The organism is Paramuribaculum intestinale (genome assembly GCF_030759015.1).
Lineage (GTDB): Bacteria > Bacteroidota > Bacteroidia > Bacteroidales > Muribaculaceae > Paramuribaculum > Paramuribaculum intestinale.
In genome coordinates this window covers 1048244-1066954 of record NZ_CP098825.1, presented here as the reverse complement: position 1 = coordinate 1066954, position 18711 = coordinate 1048244, and the positions used below count along the sequence as shown (strand labels likewise).

Below are 18711 nucleotides of genomic sequence, written 5' to 3'. Positions count from 1 at the left end.
CTCTCCTCCCGAGCCACACCGCTTTTACTCTAATGCTTTGACCCTATTGCCGCCCGCAATGCGACATCATGTCTCATTCGGCCGTCGGCATCGACCGTAACAGTCGGTCGAGCCACGGCCCCACCCACTCCATCTTGAAGTAATGGTTCGGACCGTCGACATTGACCATACGGTAGAATTCGTCGCGCGACAGCCCATCGGGAAGCGCGTCATAGTCGGTGCGCGACGCCTCATCGGCATATTTGGCATAATGATGCCACTCGAACGCCTCCGGCGCGCCCGACCTCCTGTAGGCATCCTCTATCAGCCTGAAATCGCGGTCAAGCCCACCCTCGGTGCATATCACCGGACGCGGAGACAAGGCTGCCACTATGTCGGGGAAATCAAACTGCGTCAGAAATCCGGGGATAAGATGACGTATTGAGTTGGGATAACCCCTGCGGCCATCTTCGTCGCGTGCATTGAGCACCAACGCTCTTTCACGCGTGCGGCATAGGAAATCGTTGTAGACAAACGCATATATCGAGCTGTCAAGCAGCCCGAGAGCCATCATAGGCTCCGTACCGAGCGAGAAACCGCTCACTATTATCCGGTTCTTGTCAATATCAGGCTGCGTTTTCATCCAGTCCAGCACCACCTTGTCATACCACGAAGCCAGACCGAGATAGCTCCAGCCAGTTTCAAGCAGGAAACGCGACGGGGTGATATCGTCATACACACCGCCATCGGACTGCTCGCCGAAACAAGGATTGTCGACCACCACGGCCGTCAGACCGCGCTTCACGAAATGCAGCCCCATGGCCGCACGCCTCACGATAGAGTCAGCTTCTCCATCGAGCATGAAGTTGCCCGAGCGCTCCCCCGCCAGAAGCTCCTTGGTCTGACCCGATCCGGGAATACACAGCACGGCCGCACGGCTGACATCCGCACTGTCGGGACGCATCACGAAGTATGCCACCGGATTCTCGTCGAGCGGAAACGACTCCCACCGCTCTATCACATAGCCGTCACGGCGAGATTCTGTCACCTTGCGCGGAGACGCAGCCGGCGCATCGGGATGACGCATCAGCCCGCGCATGGCCTCCGACATGGCTTCGCGCCATGCATCGAGGCTGTCGGCCGGCATACCGCCATCATATTGCAATCTCGGCACGGCGCGCTTCATCACCCGCTCCACTGCCGAACGGGTGCTGTTATAGACCGGCGTCGGCTGATCCTCACTGCCGGAAGCCGCCGACGCGACAAGGCATCCCGCACACATCGCCGCTATCAGGGCCACGGCTGCCGCACTGTACTTTTTCATAGGTAAGAATTATCTGTAAAATGGATATGACGAACTGACGCAAAGTTACAACTTTACGCGGATATACGCAGACACTATTTATCGTCTTTGCATATGCTTTTTCAGCGGCACGGATGTTTTTTCGTAAAAATAGCGTAGACCGGATGATACGTCAGCCGGGTGATACGTTGCCGCACGATGCGTCTGGCAGCGGCGACATTGCCCGACGAAGCAGCGGATGTGTTGACACCAGTCCGACTCATGTGGCGCAACAGATCTGATGCCGACTCGAAATCCACCGTAGCAGTCCGGCCATCGTCCGACATAGTAAGTTCCATCGCGTCAGGGGTCAGCCGCGCCAGTCCGTCGGCATCAAGATATGTGGCCGCAGGAGTGATTATGCCGCTCAGCTCGTGGAAAGTCGATCGTCCGAACGTGGATATGACTACCTGACCGCCCGGACGCAACACCCGTCCGCACTCTGCAAGAAACCTACCGAGCGAATTGAACCACTGCACCGAAGCCGAAGCCACGATAGCGTCGGCCGAGTTGTCGGCCATGCCGCGTACCGCAAGTTCGGCGTCGCATATCCGTTTTTTGCCGGGAAGATCGTCGCCGATGGCCGCCAGATCCCAGAATTCGAGATTCGCGCCGCGAAGCCAGCCGAGATATTCGCGTGTGAACAGTCCTGTGCCCGGACCGATCTCCACCACATCGGTGATCCTGCGCCCGGATGACACCTCGCGCCAAATCTCCGACAGGCACGCGGCCATGGCGCGCTGCACCGTGGCCGCGCCGTCGTAGGTAGGCGCGCCGTGCGAGAAGTTACGTTCCACAGAATCCTTATCGACCGAAGCCATAGCCATGACCTGCGTCCAGTCAGGAAAATGCGCGCCGCCGGTCACCGTCATATCGGGATGTCCATGCCACGCCTCCATCTGCCCTGCAAACGGGATTATGCGATCCGACTTTGAAACGATCACCTTATCCCAGACGCATATATCATCCTCACGCGCCGGATCATTCACGCCCATGCGTGATATCGACTCAAGCTCGCCACGCAGATGCTCCACGCCGACGGGTTCGAAATCCGGCATCGGATCCGATACTGCAAACATCCGCTTGCGGAATTCCCCCACCGATCGCTCCGAAAGGGTGCGGAGTGTAAGACCGAACACCCTGCACGGTATGCCACGGCGGTCGTCGACAGGCCACGGAGTGCCGTTCACGGCCAGCGTACGCGTGATCGGCAAATCGGGACAGCTCAACAGCCATCGATGAGCCACAGCAACCCCAAACGACCATGCCACGACGCATATCTCCCTGTATTCTTTCAGACAATCCACGTCGGGAAACTCCACGTCGCTGTAGTCATACACCACCATCAGGTCAAAACCGCTACGGATATAGCCGCGATAGAGCGACGGACGTGTCGACCATCCGGCAAACACGATCATCAGCCGCCCGGCTCCGGTCTGTATCACTTCATATCTCATGGCGCAGCGAATCCAACAGTCCGTCGATATCATCCTCGGTCATGGCCGCGCTCAGACTTATGCGCAGACGCTCCGTGCCGGCCGGTACGGTCGGAGTCCTTATCGGCAGCACCTTCTGTCCACGGTGCCGGAGTGCGGCCGACAATGCCACGGCCCGATCCGAACTACCGGTCACAACATACTGGATATGGCTCTCCGGGGGCATGAACCGCGAATCGGAAGGCAGCAGACCGCACAGTCCGCCGTGAAGCCGCTTCGCCAGCGCACGCAGATGCCGGCGACGCTCCTCCATCTGCGGCAGACGTTCCACGACAAAGCGGGTCCACTCGGCATTGAGCGGAGGCAACACGGTGGAAAATATCAGGCTGCGTGCATTATTGACCACATAGCTGCGCACACTCTCCTCCATAACCGCGAACGCGCCTATCGAAGCCGCGGCCTTGCCGAATGTACCCACGATCACATCTACATCGCCGGGGCGGTCAAGAGCCATCGTCAGTCCGAGGCCGTCAGGACCGCTGACGGCAAATCCGTGAGCCTCGTCGACATAGAGCATCACCTCGTCATAACGACGCCGGATATCGACAAGCGCATTCATATCGGGGCTGTCGCCATCCATTGAGAACACGCTCTCCGTCACCACCAGTATGCGGTCATATCGCCCCGACTTACTGCGGATTATTGACTCAAGATGCGCCATATCGTTGTGCCTGAAACGTGCCAGATCGGCACCTGAAAGCTTATAGCCGTCAATGATGCTGGCGTGCACGAGTTTGTCGGCCACAATCAGTGTTCCCGCCGGAGCGAGCGCCGCGATCAGGCCGGTGTTGGCATGATACCCGCTGTTGAACAGCAACGCCTTTCGGCCATACATGCGTCCGAGAGCATCCTCCAGTCGGCTGAACGATGCCTGATCCGAGGCAAGCAGCCGCGAGGCCGACGCCGTCAGCGACGGACGCCTGTCGGCCACCATCCGGAAAAAATCGTCCTGAAGTCCGCGGTCGGCAGCAAGCCCGAGATAATCGTTGGAAGTGAAATCAACCAGACCGTCGTCACTCGAATCGGACGGTATGACACGCAGATTCCCGCTGCGAGCCAGCCGTCCGAGGCTCTCCTCTATGCTTTCCATCGTCGCGGATCTTTCAATATGTCTATCATCCGGCCGGTAAGCGTAGCGAGCTCCTCGTCGCTGATCACGTAGGGAGGCATCACGTACACATTGCGCCCGAACGGACGCACCCAGATGCCGCGGTCAACACACTCCACCTGGAATCGCCCTACGTCGACCGGATCGGTCATCTCCACAACGCCTATAGAGCCGAGCACCCTCACGTCGGCCACTCCCTCTATCTCACGCGCCGGAGCGAGCATCGAACGCAGACTCGCCTCCATATCGCCAAGACGCCGCGCCATATCCTGCTCGCGGAGCATCTTGAGCGACTCTATGGCTATGGCACATGCCAGCGGATTGGCCATGAACGTCGGGCCGTGCATCATCACTCCGGCCTCACCGCCCGATATTGTGTCGGCCACTTCACGTGTGGTCATCACAGCGCTCATCGTCAGATAACCGGCCGTAAGCCCCTTGCCGATACACATTATGTCAGGCTCCACACCGGCATGTTCCCATGCAAAGAAGCGTCCGGTTCGCCAGAAGCCCGTGGCTATTTCATCAAATATCAGATACACACCATATCTGTCGCACAGACGGCGCGCCTCCACAAGATACTGCGGGTGATAAAACCGCATCCCTCCCGCGCCCTGAACCACCGGCTCAAGAATCAGCGCGGCGATCTCGTCGGCATGCTCGCGCAGAGTCTTTTCGAGCGGCTCCATCGCTTCCTGACACCACTCCTCGCCGTATTTCACCGAAGGCGACTCCACGAAATAACGGATCGGGAGCGAAGGACCGAAAGCGCCGTGCATGCCCGTCACCGGGTCACATACCGACATCGCATTCCATGTGTCGCCATGATAACCGCTGCGGATTGTCACAAAATTGGTGCGCCGGTGCGAACCGCTCTTTGCCACCGATGCCTGCACGGCCATCTTCATGGCCACCTCCACAGCCACCGAACCCGAATCGGCATAAAACAGATTGTGCATTCCCGGCGGAGCCACCTCCAGCAGAGCCTTGCCAAGCTCTATGGCAGGCTCGTGGGTCAGACCGCCGAACATCACATGGCTCATCCGCTGCAGCTGACTGACAGCGGCAGCGTTGATGCGCTCGTTGTTGTATCCGTGGATTACACACCACCACGACGACATTCCGTCGATAAGCTCGCGTCCGTCGGCCAGACGGATTCTGACGCCATCGGCCGACACCACCTTGTAAGTGGGCAGCGGATCTATCGTCGAAGTATAGGGATGCCATAGATGTTCGCGATCCCAGGCATCATGTAAGAGTGATCGTTCCATTGCGAATGATATTTCACCACAAAAGTAATCAAAAATAGCCGAGCCGTAAAATAAACATGCCACAGCCGACGTTAGATTAACGACACATGAAACAAAAAACCAAGCCCATACACCCGGCCGAAGAGCAATCTCCGGCCAATGACAAGAACCTGTCGCCGGCATCCGACCCACATCCGATGACCATAAGCATCGTCAGGCAGTTTGCCCGCGTATATCACCCCGACGAACGCTACACACCTGCATTCGGCAACGCCATCTACATCAACTGACCCCGAAACATAACCATTTCCGCAGACTGACACTCTACGACTCCTCCCACCCGCCCCGGCAACGACTGCGGCGGGACGTTTTTTGTTTGCGAGTTTAAGCATTAAGTCATAAATTTGTAGTCTTGAAACATAATATTTATCATCATGAACAGAATCTCAACACGCGTAGAGTCGCTCTCGCCCTCACAGACCCTTGCCATGTCGCAGAAAAGTGCCGAACTCAAGGCTGCCGGAGTCGACGTCATCAACCTCTCTGTAGGTGAACCCGACTTCAACACACCCGCCCATATCAAGGAAGCGGCAAAACGCGCCATCGACGATAATTTCACATTCTATACACCCGTACCCGGATACATGTCGCTCCGCAAAGCCATAGCCGACAATCTCAAGGCCACCGACGGCGTCGACTTCGCTCCCGAACAGATCGTGGTGTCAAACGGAGCCAAACAGGCACTCTGCAACGCTGTGCTAGCACTCGTCAATCCTGGCGACGAAGTGATCATACCCACTCCGGCATGGGTCAGCTACGTGGAGATGGTCAAACTGGCCGAAGGCACCAACGTGCTCGTGCCCGCAGGAATCGAACAGGATTTCAAGATCACTCCCGCACAGCTCGAAGCGGCAATAACCCCCCGCACACGGCTCATGATCCTCTGCTCTCCCTCCAACCCCACCGGCAGCGTGTATTCTCATCAGGAACTTCAGGGACTCGTAGATGTGATCAGCCGTCACCCGCAGATCACTGTCATCGCCGACGAGATCTATCAGCACATCAATTTCACCGGCAGCTTCACCTCGCTTTCGGCCTTCCCTGAAATCGCCGACCGCACAGTAGTGATCAACGGCGTATCGAAAGCCTACGCCATGACCGGATGGCGCATCGGATTCATCGCCGCTCCCCTCCCCATAGCCAAGGCCTGCTCCAAACTCCAGAGCCAGTACACCTCCAATCCGTCGTCGGTAGCGCAGAAAGCCGCCGAAGCCGCCTATCTCGGACCGCAAGACTGCGTTGAGGAGATGCGTAAGGCTTTCGAACGCCGCCGCGATCTGGTGGTAAGCCTCGCACGCGAGATACCCGGACTTAACGTCAACTGTCCGCAGGGCGCCTTCTATCTCTTCCCTGAAGTGTCGTCATATCTCGGCAAGAGCTTCAACGGCAAGACCATCGCCACCGACTCCGATCTGGCCATGTACCTGCTCGAAGAGGGACACGTGGCCACAGTGGCCGGATCGGCCTTCTGCCTCCCGGGATACATACGCCTTAGCTATGCGACTTCCGACGATAACATCCGTGAAGCCATGCGCCGCATAGCCGAAGCGCTCTCACGACTGAAATAAACACCGGTTCATGAACATTTTCCGAATCATACTTCTGGCGGCCGTCATAATGATGGCCGCCGCTTGCAAACGCAACGCCGAGCTGCTCGACAGCATACCGGCCGACGCGGATGCCGTGGCACGCATCGATATCCGACGGCTCGCCAGAGAATGCGGCGATGCACTGCCCCACGACATTTCCGACCGTATCCACAGGCTTGAAACAGCGGTAGACCTATCGGAAGTATTCCTCGTGGTCGACGCCGGAGGGCGCGATGTATGGCTCACCGCTACAGTCATCAACAGTGACTCGCTGACAGCCGCTCTCGGACAACCCTCCGACAAGGATGCCGACGGGTTTGTATCATATGCCGGCGGCACTACATTGCCTGAAGCCTACGCCCGCGACGGCCGGATATGGGTAGCAGTCGACCGACAGTCATCCGCCACTCCTGCCGCCATGGTCAGGAAAGCGACAGCCTCCGGCGGCGAAGGAAGCATGGCGAAGGTGCCGGGCACCGGCGACTTCCTGCGGCGTCCGATGATGGCGGGGATTGCCGTCGCAGGCAATGGATTCACCGACCAGTGGCAGTGCATCGAAATGCAGATCCACGACAACGCTCTGGTGTTTGACCATTTCAGGGTCGATCAGCGGGGCATGGTGGCACCTACCGCCGGACTCGAACCCGTCAACACCCGCTTTCTCGACTACGCTCCCCATCCGGCGTCAATGGCGTTTGCAGCCGGAATCGACAAAGACAATGTCGACTGGGACGGCATAGGCAAAGCTATCGGCATGATCGGAGGATTTACCTACTACGGTTTCTACGAATCGATACTTCCTTTTCTCAAAGAGATCGACGGCACAATATCCATTGTGGCGTCACAGCCGGCCGACGGACATCGCGGATCTGTCGACATCTCCACCACCCGATTCATAATCATGGCGCACATGGGTCAGGAGAGCGCACGCAAAGCCATCGCCACAGCCGAAACATATATAGTGCGTCTTGGACTCCCTGTCGACAAAGCTGCCGACGGATCGCTGGCCTTGCGTTACGGCAGCATACATCTGCATGCCGCCTACATCGATGGCTATCTTACGATTTCAAACTTCGTCCCGCACAAATCCGAGCCCTCGCCACAACTTGTCGACGCAATGAAAGGCCATCTCGCAACGGGGCTGCTTGATATAGACCGTGCCACGGTCAGACGCTGGCTGCACACTGCCGACTACGGAGTGAGCATAAAGGCCGAAGCCGGCAACACACACAACACCGTCACACTGCGGCTTACCGAATGCGGCGACACGCCTATACTGCAAGCACTTATCAAAACTTTTGTCCACACCAACAACGACTGACATGATCGCCCAAATAGAGCTGCGCGGACTGGTTCCGGAAGTGTTTGCCCGTGAAAATCCGACGACCGTAAAAGATTCGGGAATCTGGCTGTCGGACAAACCTGTCTCGTTCAGCCGCGGATGCCGTCAGCTCATCGAATCGGCCTCAGGCCAGGGTAAGTCATCGCTTATCAGCTTCATCTACGGCCGACGCACGGACTACCGCGGAATGATCGCTTTTGACGGTACCGACATCCGTGGGCTTGACTCCTCATGCTGGACCGCAATCCGGCGTCGGGCTATAGCATGGCTTCCACAGGAGATGATGCTCTTCCCCGAGCTTACGGCACGTGAAAACGTCGAAATCAAACGCTCCCTCACCGGATGGAGATCCCCGCGATGGGTCGAAGATGCTTTCGAACGCCTCGGCATAGCCGACCGCATCGACTCGCCAGTCGGACACATGTCGGTCGGACAGCAACAGCGCGTGGCTATAATCCGCACCATGGCACAGCCGGCCGACTTCATTCTGCTCGACGAGCCTGTCAGCCACCTCGACTCACAGAGCAACGACTGCGCAGCGTCGTTCATCGAGGAGGAAGCATCATCTACCGGCGCCGGAATAATAGCGACATCGGTCGGCAATCCGCTGGCGCTCGACTACACTTCAATCACACACCTATGACCACCGACCGCAGGATTCTCGGGCAATTGCTCCGCCGCAACATCAGCATTGGCCAACTGGCCGCATTCGCCGCATCAAGCCTCATAGGCCTGGTGATCATATCTACGGCCGTCAGATTCTACACCGACATCACAGCGCCGGCGGCCTCCGACGGCGCCACCGACTTTCTGGTCATATCCCATGGCGTGAAAGGCCTCGGCAGCCTCACCGACGGTACCGACGGATTTTCTGCGGACGAGATCGACCGGCTGCGCCGACAGCCGTGGGTAAAACGCCTTGGCACATTTACCACGGCCGGATTCAGCGTCAGCGCCGGAATCGACATCGGCCCGGGCAACGGCATGTCGACAGCCCTGTTTCTCGAATCGCTCCCCGACGAGTTTGTCGATGCCGATCCCTCGCAGTGGCATTACACCCCCGGAGTGTCGGAAACGGTGCCGATCGTGATCAGCAAAGATTATCTCGCACTCTACAACTTCGGATTCGCAGCTTCAAGAGGACTGCCCCAGATAAGCGATACGATGAGCGGTCTGCTGCCTATAAACCTCACCGTGTCGGGCAACGGACTTCGCCACACATTCAAGGCGCGCATAGCCGGGTTTTCCAACCGACTCAATACCATCGCCGTACCACAGTCGTTCATGGACTGGGCCAACGGAATATATGCCGACGCCGCCGCGCCGCGCACTCCGTCAAGAATCATGGTCGAAACCACCAACCCCGGCGACCCGGCCATTAAAACCTATCTGTCTGACAACGGCTACGAACTCGGAGGCGACAAGGCGTTCGGCGGCCGCGCCTCACAGATAGCCGGAGTGCTGACGGCCATTGTCATTGGGGTCGGCATTGTCATCGTGCTTCTGTCGTTCGGACTGTTGTTGCTGAGTGTATGGCTATTGCTCTACAAAAACCGCTACACCACCACCCTTCTCATGCTCGAAGGATATTCGCCGGCACAGATCAGCGGCTACTACATACGCCTGATCGCTACAGTCAACGCCATACTGCTCGTCATCGCTGTAGTAGCCATGACTGCCATATCACGCCTATGGAGCGCCCCGCTCGCCGGCGCCGGAATCACAGGCGGCTCTCCGCTGACAGCCATTGCATGCGCAGCGGCCATCACCCTACTTCTCACTGCCGGAGCCTTGATAGCTGTCCGCCGCACTATCATCCGATCATTCTCCCCGCGACACTGACCATCTCTCTTCCCTTAAAGGATTCGGAATTGTGATTGACGGCGAATGAATATTAATGAAACATCCACTGTCAATCAGTAGATTACAACAAATTTGAACGTTAATAAATTCATAGGGATTTATTTCAACGCACTTTTGGTTGTGAAAAAAGATATATTTGCACAACGGTATTTTGAAATGCACAATCAACTATGGAAAGAATAACTCTCTACCTCCGCACGACAAAGATGAGCGGTAAAATCAAGCTCCGCTTCCGCCTTACCGAAGGGCGTGAGGTGCTGCTATTTCACAAAAGTCAGATTGACACCGACCTCGCCGACTTGAAGAAGTTTGAGATGGACGGCTCATTGAAGCCTCGTGTCAGTATCTATAACTGAGAAACTCGTATATCGCAATCACTCGGGAAATTGAGGCTATGCGGGAAGCATACAATTTATTGAAAGATGAAAACTCGGTTTTTCAAACCCGAAAACCGAGTTCTTCAAACAAATCGCTAATTTTGCACTTGCCAGTTGAACCTGCAGTAATCACGGCTCTTTCATTTAAGATAAAAATAAAGACATATTTTCCCTTACCCGGTTTGTTGAGAATCGGGTAAATTTCCATGATTGTATTTCAGGCAGTTATCTTTTTCTGAAAATCAGATTTATTTTCATTTCTGGTAAAGAAACCGCATCAATTGGGTAAAGCTCATCGAGACATGACGCATAAGTTCTGCCACGCCTTTTCTTTTGTCAGATCGCTTTTTGCGCAACCCCTTCCATATAGAAAATACAGAGTAGACCATTCTTTGGATTGTGTCAAGGTTGCGGGCGGCCTTTGCCGACTTGCGCTTCACCTTGTCTTGCAGCAGATTTACATCCAGTCCCCAATGCATACTTTCTATCGACCAGTGATGGCGCACAATGGAACCCAGGAAAGGAGTGTCTGCCGGCAGACTGCTCACATACAGACGCTTTTCACGTGTATGTTTTGCGGTCGTCTTTCTGACGGTCTCGGCCTCGTACTCTATAATCGTCATGTTTCCGCCCCATTTCTCCTTGTCGGCAATAATTTCGAGTCCGTCATATATGTTGTATGTTCTTGTCTCGATTCTTCCATGACCGAGTTTGGGACCTTCCGTATAAGAATGTAGCGGCTTATACTCTTTGAGTCTGTCTTCCACTCCGTAACGCAGCGAAGGCTGGTTGGCCTTGAGCTCAATGAGAAAATCCGCACCTTTACCACTTATCCTGTCTATGATGTCCTTTTGCATGGCCATGGCGTCGGCTGTCACAATCTTTCCGGCAATATTGAGTTTGTCGATAAGCTGTGGGACTGCCTTTATTTCATTGCTTTTCTCCTGACAGGCCTCTGTAGCCAGCGTTATGCCTGTGTTGAACGAGTAAGCCGACACGATATCAGGATTTCGCCCGTTCGCCAGAACTGTGCCTCGCTCGGCCTTGCCGTCAACACAGATTATCTCCCGCCAGGATCGGCTTCGCAACTGGGCATGAAACACTTCGACAAATTCCTGCATCCTGTCGGCCATGGCGCAGTCATTGATGCCGTTATCCACTCGGCAAAGGGTCGCTTCGGACGGCACCCCATTTTTCAACATCCCCATTTTGCGGAACCTTTTGATATTGTGTTTGCCGAAAGCAATTATATCGGCACGGCCGACAAATCCAGAGGCACGGCCAAGTACCATCAGCATTATGATATCACGGAGTCTGTGACGGTGGTTTCCTTTGCCTGTTCTGCGGAAATCGGGCACTGACGAGGCAAAATCAACCAGTCTGTCCATGATGCTGCCCGTAGGGTAAAAACGATGTTTCTTTTTAATATATGTTAAGTCGAAAATGTTGCATATCAAGCAAATAATGCGTATTTTCGCGTAGCGAAAATCGAGGCGGAAGAGCCTTCACGGCCACTCCGCCTCTTTTAAAATTAAAATCTTATGATAAAGAAACACCGAAGGCGGTGCTTCGGCATCGCTATGTGCAAAGGTAGACATTTTCGCTATAAAATACCACTATTTCTGTAAACTTCGGCCGATCTTAAATGAAAGAGCCGTGAACCTGCGTAAACTTTTTGACGGAATATAGTGTTGGAATTTTGTGATGAACAAAATATTTACTATCTTTACAAACACAAAGGGTAGTTTCCCTTGAAAGAAATCTCGTGCCAACGAGTGCAGAGCGGAGCTTGCTCCGGCTATGCCGAGTGCAGCCGAGATTGCCGTAAGGAAATACTTCGCTTGCGCGAGCAACGATTTTAGGGATCGGTTTCGCCCAGTCGGAAAGAGCAGTCGAAAGATCGCTCTTTTTTATTGCGGTATTACTTTCTGCCCCAACAGCACTCCGTTGTCTTGGAAAATATTGTGCTTTACATAAACGTACTTCCAACAACTATAGACTTATTAAAATCTAATTTGGAAACTTATGACATTCAAAGAAATCAAAGATTTGGTCATAGCAGAATATGACCGACGTCAACTAGTGGCTAATGTGAGATATAAAGCATTGGATGATTTCGAGGACATGCTAAAGATCAATGATTCGGTAAAATTTGAGGTTGTTCAGCCTTGGCTAAGCCGCTAACTGAGCCAACCGATGATTTATTTTCTTAATTATTTTGAGATGCGGAGATTTTCCGCACGTCGAAATAATTGTTGAGGCGAGATAAGATTCAAACATAAGCCGTTTGAACTGCGCTACTGAAAGATCCGGATAATCCTTCCTTATGACCTCTTTGCAGACATTAAGTGCAGTGAAGGAAAGATTGAATGCGAAGTCAAGCCGGTCTTTGTCGCGTGTCTGTTGCGACTGGAGTCCTGTAAACTGTTTGGCATCGCGTATGCCGAACTCAATCTGAAAGCGGGTGCGGTAGAAACCGATGATCTTTTCAGGTCTCATATTGGTGTCGGTAGAGAAGTAAAGAAGAGGCTCTCCGTTTTCAACCGGACAGACCACGATACGGATGTCGCGTTTCAATGCCCTCGAATGTACGACCGCCGTGTGACATCGGGTTTTGATTCCTTTGGAATCCTCATATATGAATGAAGTGAACACGGACATATCAAGAGTTGAGAAATCCACTTTCTCTCCATACTTTTTCTTTCTGCCGCGTCTTCGCGGGGCGGAGGAATCCGGTATGGCCAGATACCTCAGATATGAATTGGCACGTAATCTCCCGACAAACCGGAATCCCATGCCAATCACTTTATTTACAAACTCATATTTGGAGAAAAAGGCATCGGCAACCAGAATATCCGTCAGTGAGAGCAGCTCTGCCGCCTTTGACCTGACAAGTGCCACATACCAGTCAAGCATTGACATTTGTTTCTCAGATTCAAGAGTCCTGAAGTCCGGGGACTGGACAGCACCGAGCATCACACATGTATGTTTACTCAGACTTATTGCCCCGATCGCCATTATCTCCAGACCGCGTTTTACACGTTGTGCCACCCCTGACCAGAATCGGCCTATGCCATATGTAAGGCTGCCTGACTTTGAAATGAACGACGGATCGATTGCCACTGCCATGTCATCGGACGGTCCAAAACAATCCTGCGCCATACCTATGTTGACTTTCATCCAGTCTACGGGTGTCTTGAAATTGGAGGCAAAGGTCTTGGCAGTACGACCGCCATAGCGCGACAGCCGGGTAAAATTGACTTTGCCCGGAATCAACGCTACAGTGCGTATTGTTAAAATCAGCCAGTTGAGGAACCTTTTGCTCATCTTGGTTGTAGTATTTTCAAATACCGACTTACACCGAAAGGTGAAGTCTTTGAGAATCGCCAATACGTTCATATTGTCTAATGTTTTTATAATGAACGCTTTGGCGATTCATTTGTATTTGATAATTCGTTATATTAACTTAAGTTTCAACTACTTCGGTAATTTTTACCGAATCATTGAAAGATCTCATGTCCTAAATTAACATCTGATGTTTCATTATTTCCATATCAAAAAGAAATAATGAAGAAAGTATATGAAAAATACAAGAATGATCAAGGTCTAAAAATGAGCAGTGGAGCATCCAGTATGATCAACGAGGTCTACAATCAACTCCAGAATGCAGGTATTAGACTGACAAAATATCCAAAAAAGTAATCAAAGTTCATCCATGGTGTGTGGATTATTTCGAATTTAAGAGATTCGGGATAATCTTCATCTCCATGTCACAATCATGATTCTTTGTATAAAATCCTTATCTATGCATTTAGCTTAAGTACATGACAAAAATTTGAAAACATCGAATTTTGGGGTATAAGTCGGACGCAGAAGTATTGTTGAAATCTCCTCCAAACCATACTTAACAAGCGACTTTGCCTTTCTTCCATGCTTCAGAATCCTTATCGGTTTAATATTTATTATTGCTGTCCGATAAAACTCAAATAGCGCAATAAAGTATGGCTCGAACGCTGATTTTACGGTGTTCGAGTCTTCTTTTTTATTTTACAAGCCCCCTCAGTCAAACAATGACGGTTCGGGAGGTGCTCCGGAGGCCTCGGAAAGGATGATTTCCCACTCTTTTTCCGGGTTGTTAAACAGGCTGTTGAAGTCAACGTAGTACATCAGGGTAATTCTGACCATTGTTGCCAGCCCGGAGAAGCTCCACTGGCGTTTCAGCCCCTTCTGCATCACCATCAGCAGTAGATTGGCGATTAGTGTGATCCAGATCTGGATCTTGATGGCATTGGCGCTCTCGCCATAGAAGTATTTGAGTGGAAAGTTTTGTTTCATCTGCTTGAACAGCAGCTCAATTTCCCATCTCTGTCGGTATATCGCGATGATTTCCTCCGGGTCGGACTCCATATCGTTGGTCAGCAGCGATATCAGTCTGCGCTTTTTGACATCCACATAAGTGATTATGCGTGATTTATGTCGAATGGCCTCTCCGCCTTTAACCTGCTTTACAAACTCCACTTGCTGTATCCTGACCTCCATCAGTCCGTCAGGAGTCTGATACATGGTGTCCGACAATATGCTGTATTTCAGGCTCTTCTTCATCTTGGTGACGTATGTTACGCCACGCTCCGTCAGTTGTTGGAACTTCTCATAGTCGATGTATGCGCGATCCATTGCCATTATGTCGCCTTTACTCAATGTTGTTGGCTTGAGCATGAATGAGTCGTTTGTAGCCGCTGATGTGAACTTTATATCCGACGGCACACCTTCGTTGGCATGTATGACGGTATGAACCTTGATTCCGCCTTCTATGTTGTATTCCAAAATTCTCGTTGAGATTTAGAAAAGATTAACGTTAAAAATCAATTGCTTATGTTTCTGTGCCGATTGTGTAGGCACAAAAGAGTCATGATCGAGGCCTCTGCCCCAATCAAATAACCGGCAATCGGTTAGAGCCCGAAATGCCTTGTAGTAAAAAAAGTCCTATCAGGCAAACTTCTATCAGTCACGCCCCATCGGGCTGACAGTTTACTTATTCAGCATAATAGGAAAGACGCCACAACCTTTCTTTTAGATGCAGCCAAGGCTCATCAAGGAGGCGAGAGTAGCCGTCTTACTGTATTTGCCTATAAGACTTTTGTGTGTCGCATTATCTAACGGCATTCATATCTGCGGTTTGATTTCAGTACGGAAAATATTATGTTGGAGAGCTTGCGGGCTATCCGGATTATGGCTTCCTGCGACTTCATTCCGCGGGTGCACAATGCGCCGAACTTTGCGGAGAGTTCCGCGTCGTGCCGTATGGCTATCCATGAGGCCTCGACTATTTTTGGACCGAGGAATTTGTTTCCCCGGAAAGTCTTCTCACCGACGTATTCCTTGTCGCCGCTTGATGACATCATCGGCACGAGTCCGAGGAACGATGCGAACTGGCGCTGGTTACTGAAGCGACCGATGTCATCAATCTCGGTAAGCAGGCTCATGGCAATTGTCGAACCAATGCCGGGAACCGACATCAGGATGCCGTATTTCTCGGCATACCTGTCGCTGCGCGCCAGCGAGCGCAATCTGCGGTTCACATCAAGGAGGCGTTCCCTGTAATGGAGTACCTCGGCAATGAGCAGGTCAAGCGAGACCCGGGTGTCGGAGAGCAACCGCACGTCATTCTGCAACCACGTTATGAAACTTCTTGTCCAGTGGCGGTTGCTTCGGAAATATTCTTCGGGGTACTCCACGCCGTTGTTGTACAGCAGATGCTTGATTCTGGATTTTATGCCGCCGGAAAGCTTCACAATAGTGGCGCGGTGGCGTACCAGCGCACGGTCGTCGAGGCTGTCCTTCGAGTGAATGTACACACTGCCGAGCTCGCCGCGCATAAGGGCTTTGGCCAGCTTTTTTGAATCCACCGGGTCTGACTTCGAGACCTTTTCCTTCTGGGTGGTCGGAACGTCAGCAGCATGTACCACGGTGCATTTTATACCAAGCTCAGTCAGGGCATAATAGGTCGAGAAGCCCGAAAACCCCGTCTCGTAGGCTGCATGGTAGCTACCGTTAGGATAATGCTTGTTCAAATGTTCAAAGAGCTCTTTGGCCGAAGCCTTTTGAGTATGAGTGCGCATAAAACCAGAGGGGGTGAGCACCGTGACACTCCATGTTCTCAGATGGACGTCAATACCAATAGAGATATTTTGTCCGCTGAAATCTTTTTTGTTACTTTGTACCATAGACGTATCGGTTTTGCTGTTAATGTATTTTGCTTTTACAAATTTACATGCAATTGCCCTTACGTCTATCTTTTCTCCTCACTCCTCTCGGGGGAAGCCTTAGCGGCAAGGGGGCAGACAGCCCCCGTTGAGCGCCCCGTCAGCTAATCTGATGCAAACATAGTGACTTTCTTTTTTCCGGTCTTTGGATGGCGTCCGACTCCCTTGAACAGCAGGTCGGAGAACAGAGTAATAGTCGTGGAGTCGATAATCTGCAGCCGTTTCATCCATTTGGGAGTCTTGCGGCTGTGGCTGTCCGAGGAAAGAACGTGGCGGTAAGTGGCATATAAATCGCGGTATACAGCCTCAAATATAGCTTCGGGGCGCCTCTTGTTGGCATCCGCGGGTGTGCTGCGCCCGATTTTGAAAGTAATACCTATATGAGACAGTTTACGCGTCTCCGCAAGCAGACTGGCTGTTATCTCACACAATGAGTCGAATCGCATTATCACGGCATAGGGCATTACCACCAGATGAATCCAGCAGTTAAACCGTTTGGTATATCTCTCTCCTCCGTATTCGCGGCTAAACTGAAGAATTTTCGACTTGTCAAGCAATTTTATTACCTGACCATAGAGCGGCTGTCCGCTAAAATGACTACTTTTGGGCATAGTTTAGAATATGTTTTGGTCAACACAAACTAAACTAAAAGGACTGACTCCTGCAATAGGTGCCAGTCCTAATTTTGTTTTGCCGTTTTATCGGACAGCAATAAATTGAAAAAAACTTTTTTTGCTATTTGAAAAAAACTCCGACAGATGAATGACGATGAATTTTGAAAGAGACTTTCGGTTTCTGTTGTGCAAATGTTGTGCAAAAAGCAATAGTAAAGCCGCAACTGGTTAAACATAAATCAGTTGCGGTTTTACCTTGTTGCCTTGGAAGGGATACAAACAATGCGGATGCCGTAGCCCTTCAGGGGCGCGGCATCCGCAAAATATTTTATCAGGGATTATCTACTCCGGTCGGCCTTCACTTGTGAAGGATGCTGTCGGCCACCTGCTGTGCCAGATCGCCATTGTCTGCGCAATACTCCCAGTACATCGCTCCAAGCATACCCTGCTGCTTGATGTAGTGGAGTTTTGCCGCCATCGAACGCTGGTTTTCGAAGCCCATGAGTATGCGTCCGCTTATCGAGTCGGCCATATACGGGGTTTCAGCGATGGAGTCGTATATCTCCACAGTGCCGGGAAGCACTTTGAGATCCTTGTAGTCCATATAATCGGGATAGGGATCCACGCCGCGTCCGTAGAACGGCAGACCGAGCACAAGCTTTTCGGCAGGAATTCCCGCAGCGAGATGTGCACGGTAGGCAGAGTCGGCAGAGTGGTTGCCCGAGGCCTCGCTTGCATAGAGAGGAGCATGCGGACGTCCGCTCGATGCCGGCGACATGTCATACGACATGATGTTGACGAAGTCGACGTATGGCAGTATAGCCTCGAAATCGATATACTTGGCGCTCCAGATGGTAGCGAGAGTCAGCAGACGGTCGGAACCGAGGGTCTCACGGAGCTGACGCATGAGCAGAGTGTAATTCTCCGTGTCTTCGGGCGACGACGATATGCCTGCGGAGCTGCTTGTGGGATACTCCCAGTCTATGTCGATGCCGTCAAGCCCATAGCGCTCCACCTTGGCCAGACAATCGTCGGCAAATTTGGCGCGCAGTGCCGAATCGGCTGCCATCTCGCTGAAATTTCCGGCACCCCAGCCACCGATAGAGAGCATTATCTTCAGATCGGGATTCACACGGCGCAGAGCCACCACCGAATCAAGACGGGCGGGATTCTGCACGGTCACCGAGTCAAACGTAGGCGCTACCTTGCCGAAGGCATAGTTGATATGCGTCATGAGGCTCGGATCGGGAGCGCAGCTGCTCCAGCCTGTGACGTAGGCCACCACGATCTGCGATGTCGAATCGGCCGCATTGTCCTGAGTGGCCGACGAAGTGTGGTTGCAGCCGCTGAACACTGCCGCCACCGACATGACCGCTGCCGTCACTACGGCAGCTTTCTGTAGTTTTTTCATATTAATGTATTGTTAGT

The 18711-nt window shown here is 52.6% G+C and carries 16 protein-coding genes and 2 pseudogenes; 6 read left to right on the top strand and 12 right to left on the bottom strand.

What is annotated here, in order from left to right:
• Positions 1 to 73: 73 nt before the first annotated feature.
• From NF347_RS04715 to bioA, 4 genes are all read right to left on the bottom strand, one after another.
• Complete coding sequence (locus tag NF347_RS04715) at positions 74 to 1303, bottom strand: alpha/beta hydrolase family protein (RefSeq protein ID WP_107681533.1); 1230 nt, start codon at positions 1301 to 1303, stop codon at positions 74 to 76.
• Positions 1304 to 1404: 101 nt separating this feature from the next.
• Positions 1405 to 2778, bottom strand: coding sequence for a pimeloyl-ACP methyl esterase BioG family protein (locus NF347_RS04710; protein ID WP_161553807.1), 1374 nt, complete (start codon positions 2776 to 2778; stop codon positions 1405 to 1407).
• Positions 2768 to 3907 (bottom strand): aminotransferase class I/II-fold pyridoxal phosphate-dependent enzyme, encoded by a 1140-nt coding sequence (locus NF347_RS04705; RefSeq protein ID WP_107035780.1) that lies wholly within the window; start codon positions 3905 to 3907, stop codon positions 2768 to 2770. The genes NF347_RS04710 and NF347_RS04705 overlap by 11 nt, the downstream gene beginning before the upstream one ends.
• On the bottom strand, positions 3895 to 5196 hold the full coding sequence (gene bioA, locus NF347_RS04700; RefSeq protein WP_107681700.1) for an adenosylmethionine--8-amino-7-oxononanoate transaminase: 1302 nt from the start codon (positions 5194 to 5196) through the stop codon (positions 3895 to 3897). Before bioA ends, NF347_RS04705 begins: the two co-directional genes overlap by 13 nt.
• Before the next feature lie 86 nt (positions 5197 to 5282).
• Between bioA and NF347_RS04695 the strand changes: the two genes are divergently transcribed.
• The 6 genes from NF347_RS04695 to NF347_RS04670 all read left to right on the top strand — a co-directional run bounded on the left by NF347_RS04695 (position 5283) and on the right by NF347_RS04670 (position 10385).
• Complete coding sequence (locus NF347_RS04695) at positions 5283 to 5465, top strand: hypothetical protein (protein ID WP_107035778.1); 183 nt, start codon at positions 5283 to 5285, stop codon at positions 5463 to 5465.
• Positions 5466 to 5609: 144 nt separating this feature from the next.
• Entirely contained in the window at positions 5610 to 6803 is a 1194-nt protein-coding gene (locus NF347_RS04690) for a pyridoxal phosphate-dependent aminotransferase (RefSeq protein ID WP_107035777.1), read from the top strand.
• Positions 6804 to 6813: 10 nt separating this feature from the next.
• Entirely contained in the window at positions 6814 to 8145 is a 1332-nt protein-coding gene (locus NF347_RS04685; RefSeq protein WP_107035776.1) for a hypothetical protein, read from the top strand.
• Position 8146: 1 nt separating this feature from the next.
• On the top strand, positions 8147 to 8809 hold the full coding sequence (locus NF347_RS04680; RefSeq protein ID WP_237613004.1) for an ABC transporter ATP-binding protein: 663 nt from the start codon (positions 8147 to 8149) through the stop codon (positions 8807 to 8809).
• Entirely contained in the window at positions 8806 to 10008 is a 1203-nt protein-coding gene (locus NF347_RS04675; protein WP_107035775.1) for a hypothetical protein, read from the top strand. Before NF347_RS04680 ends, NF347_RS04675 begins: the two co-directional genes overlap by 4 nt.
• 191 nt (positions 10009 to 10199) lie before the next feature.
• Positions 10200 to 10385, top strand: coding sequence for a hypothetical protein (locus NF347_RS04670; RefSeq protein WP_107035774.1), 186 nt, complete (start codon positions 10200 to 10202; stop codon positions 10383 to 10385).
• An 82-nt stretch (positions 10386 to 10467) separates the two neighbouring features.
• On the opposite strand, the gene NF347_RS04665 is transcribed toward NF347_RS04670, so the two are convergent.
• The 8 genes and pseudogenes from NF347_RS04665 to NF347_RS04630 all read right to left on the bottom strand — a co-directional run bounded on the left by NF347_RS04665 (position 10468) and on the right by NF347_RS04630 (position 18694).
• Complete coding sequence (locus tag NF347_RS04665; protein ID WP_161553859.1) at positions 10468 to 10614, bottom strand: hypothetical protein; 147 nt, start codon at positions 10612 to 10614, stop codon at positions 10468 to 10470.
• A gap of 46 nt (positions 10615 to 10660) precedes the next feature.
• Positions 10661 to 11794, bottom strand: a complete 1134-nt coding sequence (locus NF347_RS04660; RefSeq protein WP_107035773.1) for an ISAs1 family transposase — start codon at positions 11792 to 11794, stop codon at positions 10661 to 10663.
• A gap of 784 nt (positions 11795 to 12578) precedes the next feature.
• A complete protein-coding gene (locus NF347_RS04655; RefSeq protein WP_306254325.1) occupies positions 12579 to 13733 on the bottom strand; it encodes a transposase in 1155 nt (384 codons plus the stop codon).
• Positions 13734 to 14222: 489 nt separating this feature from the next.
• Positions 14223 to 14366 (bottom strand): annotated as a pseudogene (locus tag NF347_RS04650) (IS4 family transposase); the annotation flags it as partial.
• Positions 14367 to 14465: 99 nt separating this feature from the next.
• Positions 14466 to 15215, bottom strand: a pseudogene (locus NF347_RS04645) (IS4 family transposase); the annotation flags it as partial.
• 344 nt (positions 15216 to 15559) lie between these two features.
• Positions 15560 to 16630: an IS110 family RNA-guided transposase gene (locus NF347_RS04640; protein WP_055301324.1), complete on the bottom strand. Its 1071-nt coding sequence runs from the start codon at positions 16628 to 16630 to the stop codon at positions 15560 to 15562.
• A gap of 143 nt (positions 16631 to 16773) precedes the next feature.
• The gene (locus tag NF347_RS04635; protein ID WP_237613057.1) at positions 16774 to 17280 is read right to left on the bottom strand and encodes a DUF4372 domain-containing protein; all 507 of its coding nucleotides are present in this window, start codon (positions 17278 to 17280) and stop codon (positions 16774 to 16776) included.
• A 361-nt stretch (positions 17281 to 17641) separates the two neighbouring features.
• Entirely contained in the window at positions 17642 to 18694 is a 1053-nt protein-coding gene (locus NF347_RS04630; protein WP_107036727.1) for a glycoside hydrolase family 18 protein, read from the bottom strand.
• Between the last annotated feature and the right edge of the window lie 17 nt (positions 18695 to 18711).

What these genes read in the sequence shown, in the direction of transcription:
- NF347_RS04710 (WP_161553807.1), bottom strand. Translation starts at nt 2,778, where the DNA reads ATGAGATATGAAGTGATACAGACCGGAGCCGGGCGGCTGATGATCGTG.
- NF347_RS04635 (WP_237613057.1), bottom strand. Translation starts at nt 17,280, where the DNA reads ATGCCCAAAAGTAGTCATTTTAGCGGACAGCCGCTCTATGGTCAGGTA.
- NF347_RS04660 (WP_107035773.1), bottom strand. Translation starts at nt 11,794, where the DNA reads ATGGACAGACTGGTTGATTTTGCCTCGTCAGTGCCCGATTTCCGCAGA.
- NF347_RS04675 (WP_107035775.1), top strand. Translation starts at nt 8,806, where the DNA reads ATGACCACCGACCGCAGGATTCTCGGGCAATTGCTCCGCCGCAACATC.
- bioA (WP_107681700.1), bottom strand. Translation starts at nt 5,196, where the DNA reads ATGGAACGATCACTCTTACATGATGCCTGGGATCGCGAACATCTATGG.
- NF347_RS04670 (WP_107035774.1), top strand. Translation starts at nt 10,200, where the DNA reads ATGGAAAGAATAACTCTCTACCTCCGCACGACAAAGATGAGCGGTAAA.
- NF347_RS04705 (WP_107035780.1), bottom strand. Translation starts at nt 3,907, where the DNA reads ATGGAAAGCATAGAGGAGAGCCTCGGACGGCTGGCTCGCAGCGGGAAT.
- NF347_RS04665 (WP_161553859.1), bottom strand. Translation starts at nt 10,614, where the DNA reads ATGGAAATTTACCCGATTCTCAACAAACCGGGTAAGGGAAAATATGTC.
- NF347_RS04640 (WP_055301324.1), bottom strand. Translation starts at nt 16,630, where the DNA reads ATGGTACAAAGTAACAAAAAAGATTTCAGCGGACAAAATATCTCTATT.
- NF347_RS04655 (WP_306254325.1), bottom strand. Translation starts at nt 13,733, where the DNA reads ATGAGCAAAAGGTTCCTCAACTGGCTGATTTTAACAATACGCACTGTA.
- NF347_RS04690 (WP_107035777.1), top strand. Translation starts at nt 5,610, where the DNA reads ATGAACAGAATCTCAACACGCGTAGAGTCGCTCTCGCCCTCACAGACC.
- NF347_RS04715 (WP_107681533.1), bottom strand. Translation starts at nt 1,303, where the DNA reads ATGAAAAAGTACAGTGCGGCAGCCGTGGCCCTGATAGCGGCGATGTGT.
- NF347_RS04695 (WP_107035778.1), top strand. Translation starts at nt 5,283, where the DNA reads ATGAAACAAAAAACCAAGCCCATACACCCGGCCGAAGAGCAATCTCCG.
- NF347_RS04630 (WP_107036727.1), bottom strand. Translation starts at nt 18,694, where the DNA reads ATGAAAAAACTACAGAAAGCTGCCGTAGTGACGGCAGCGGTCATGTCG.
- NF347_RS04685 (WP_107035776.1), top strand. Translation starts at nt 6,814, where the DNA reads ATGAACATTTTCCGAATCATACTTCTGGCGGCCGTCATAATGATGGCC.
- NF347_RS04680 (WP_237613004.1), top strand. Translation starts at nt 8,147, where the DNA reads ATGATCGCCCAAATAGAGCTGCGCGGACTGGTTCCGGAAGTGTTTGCC.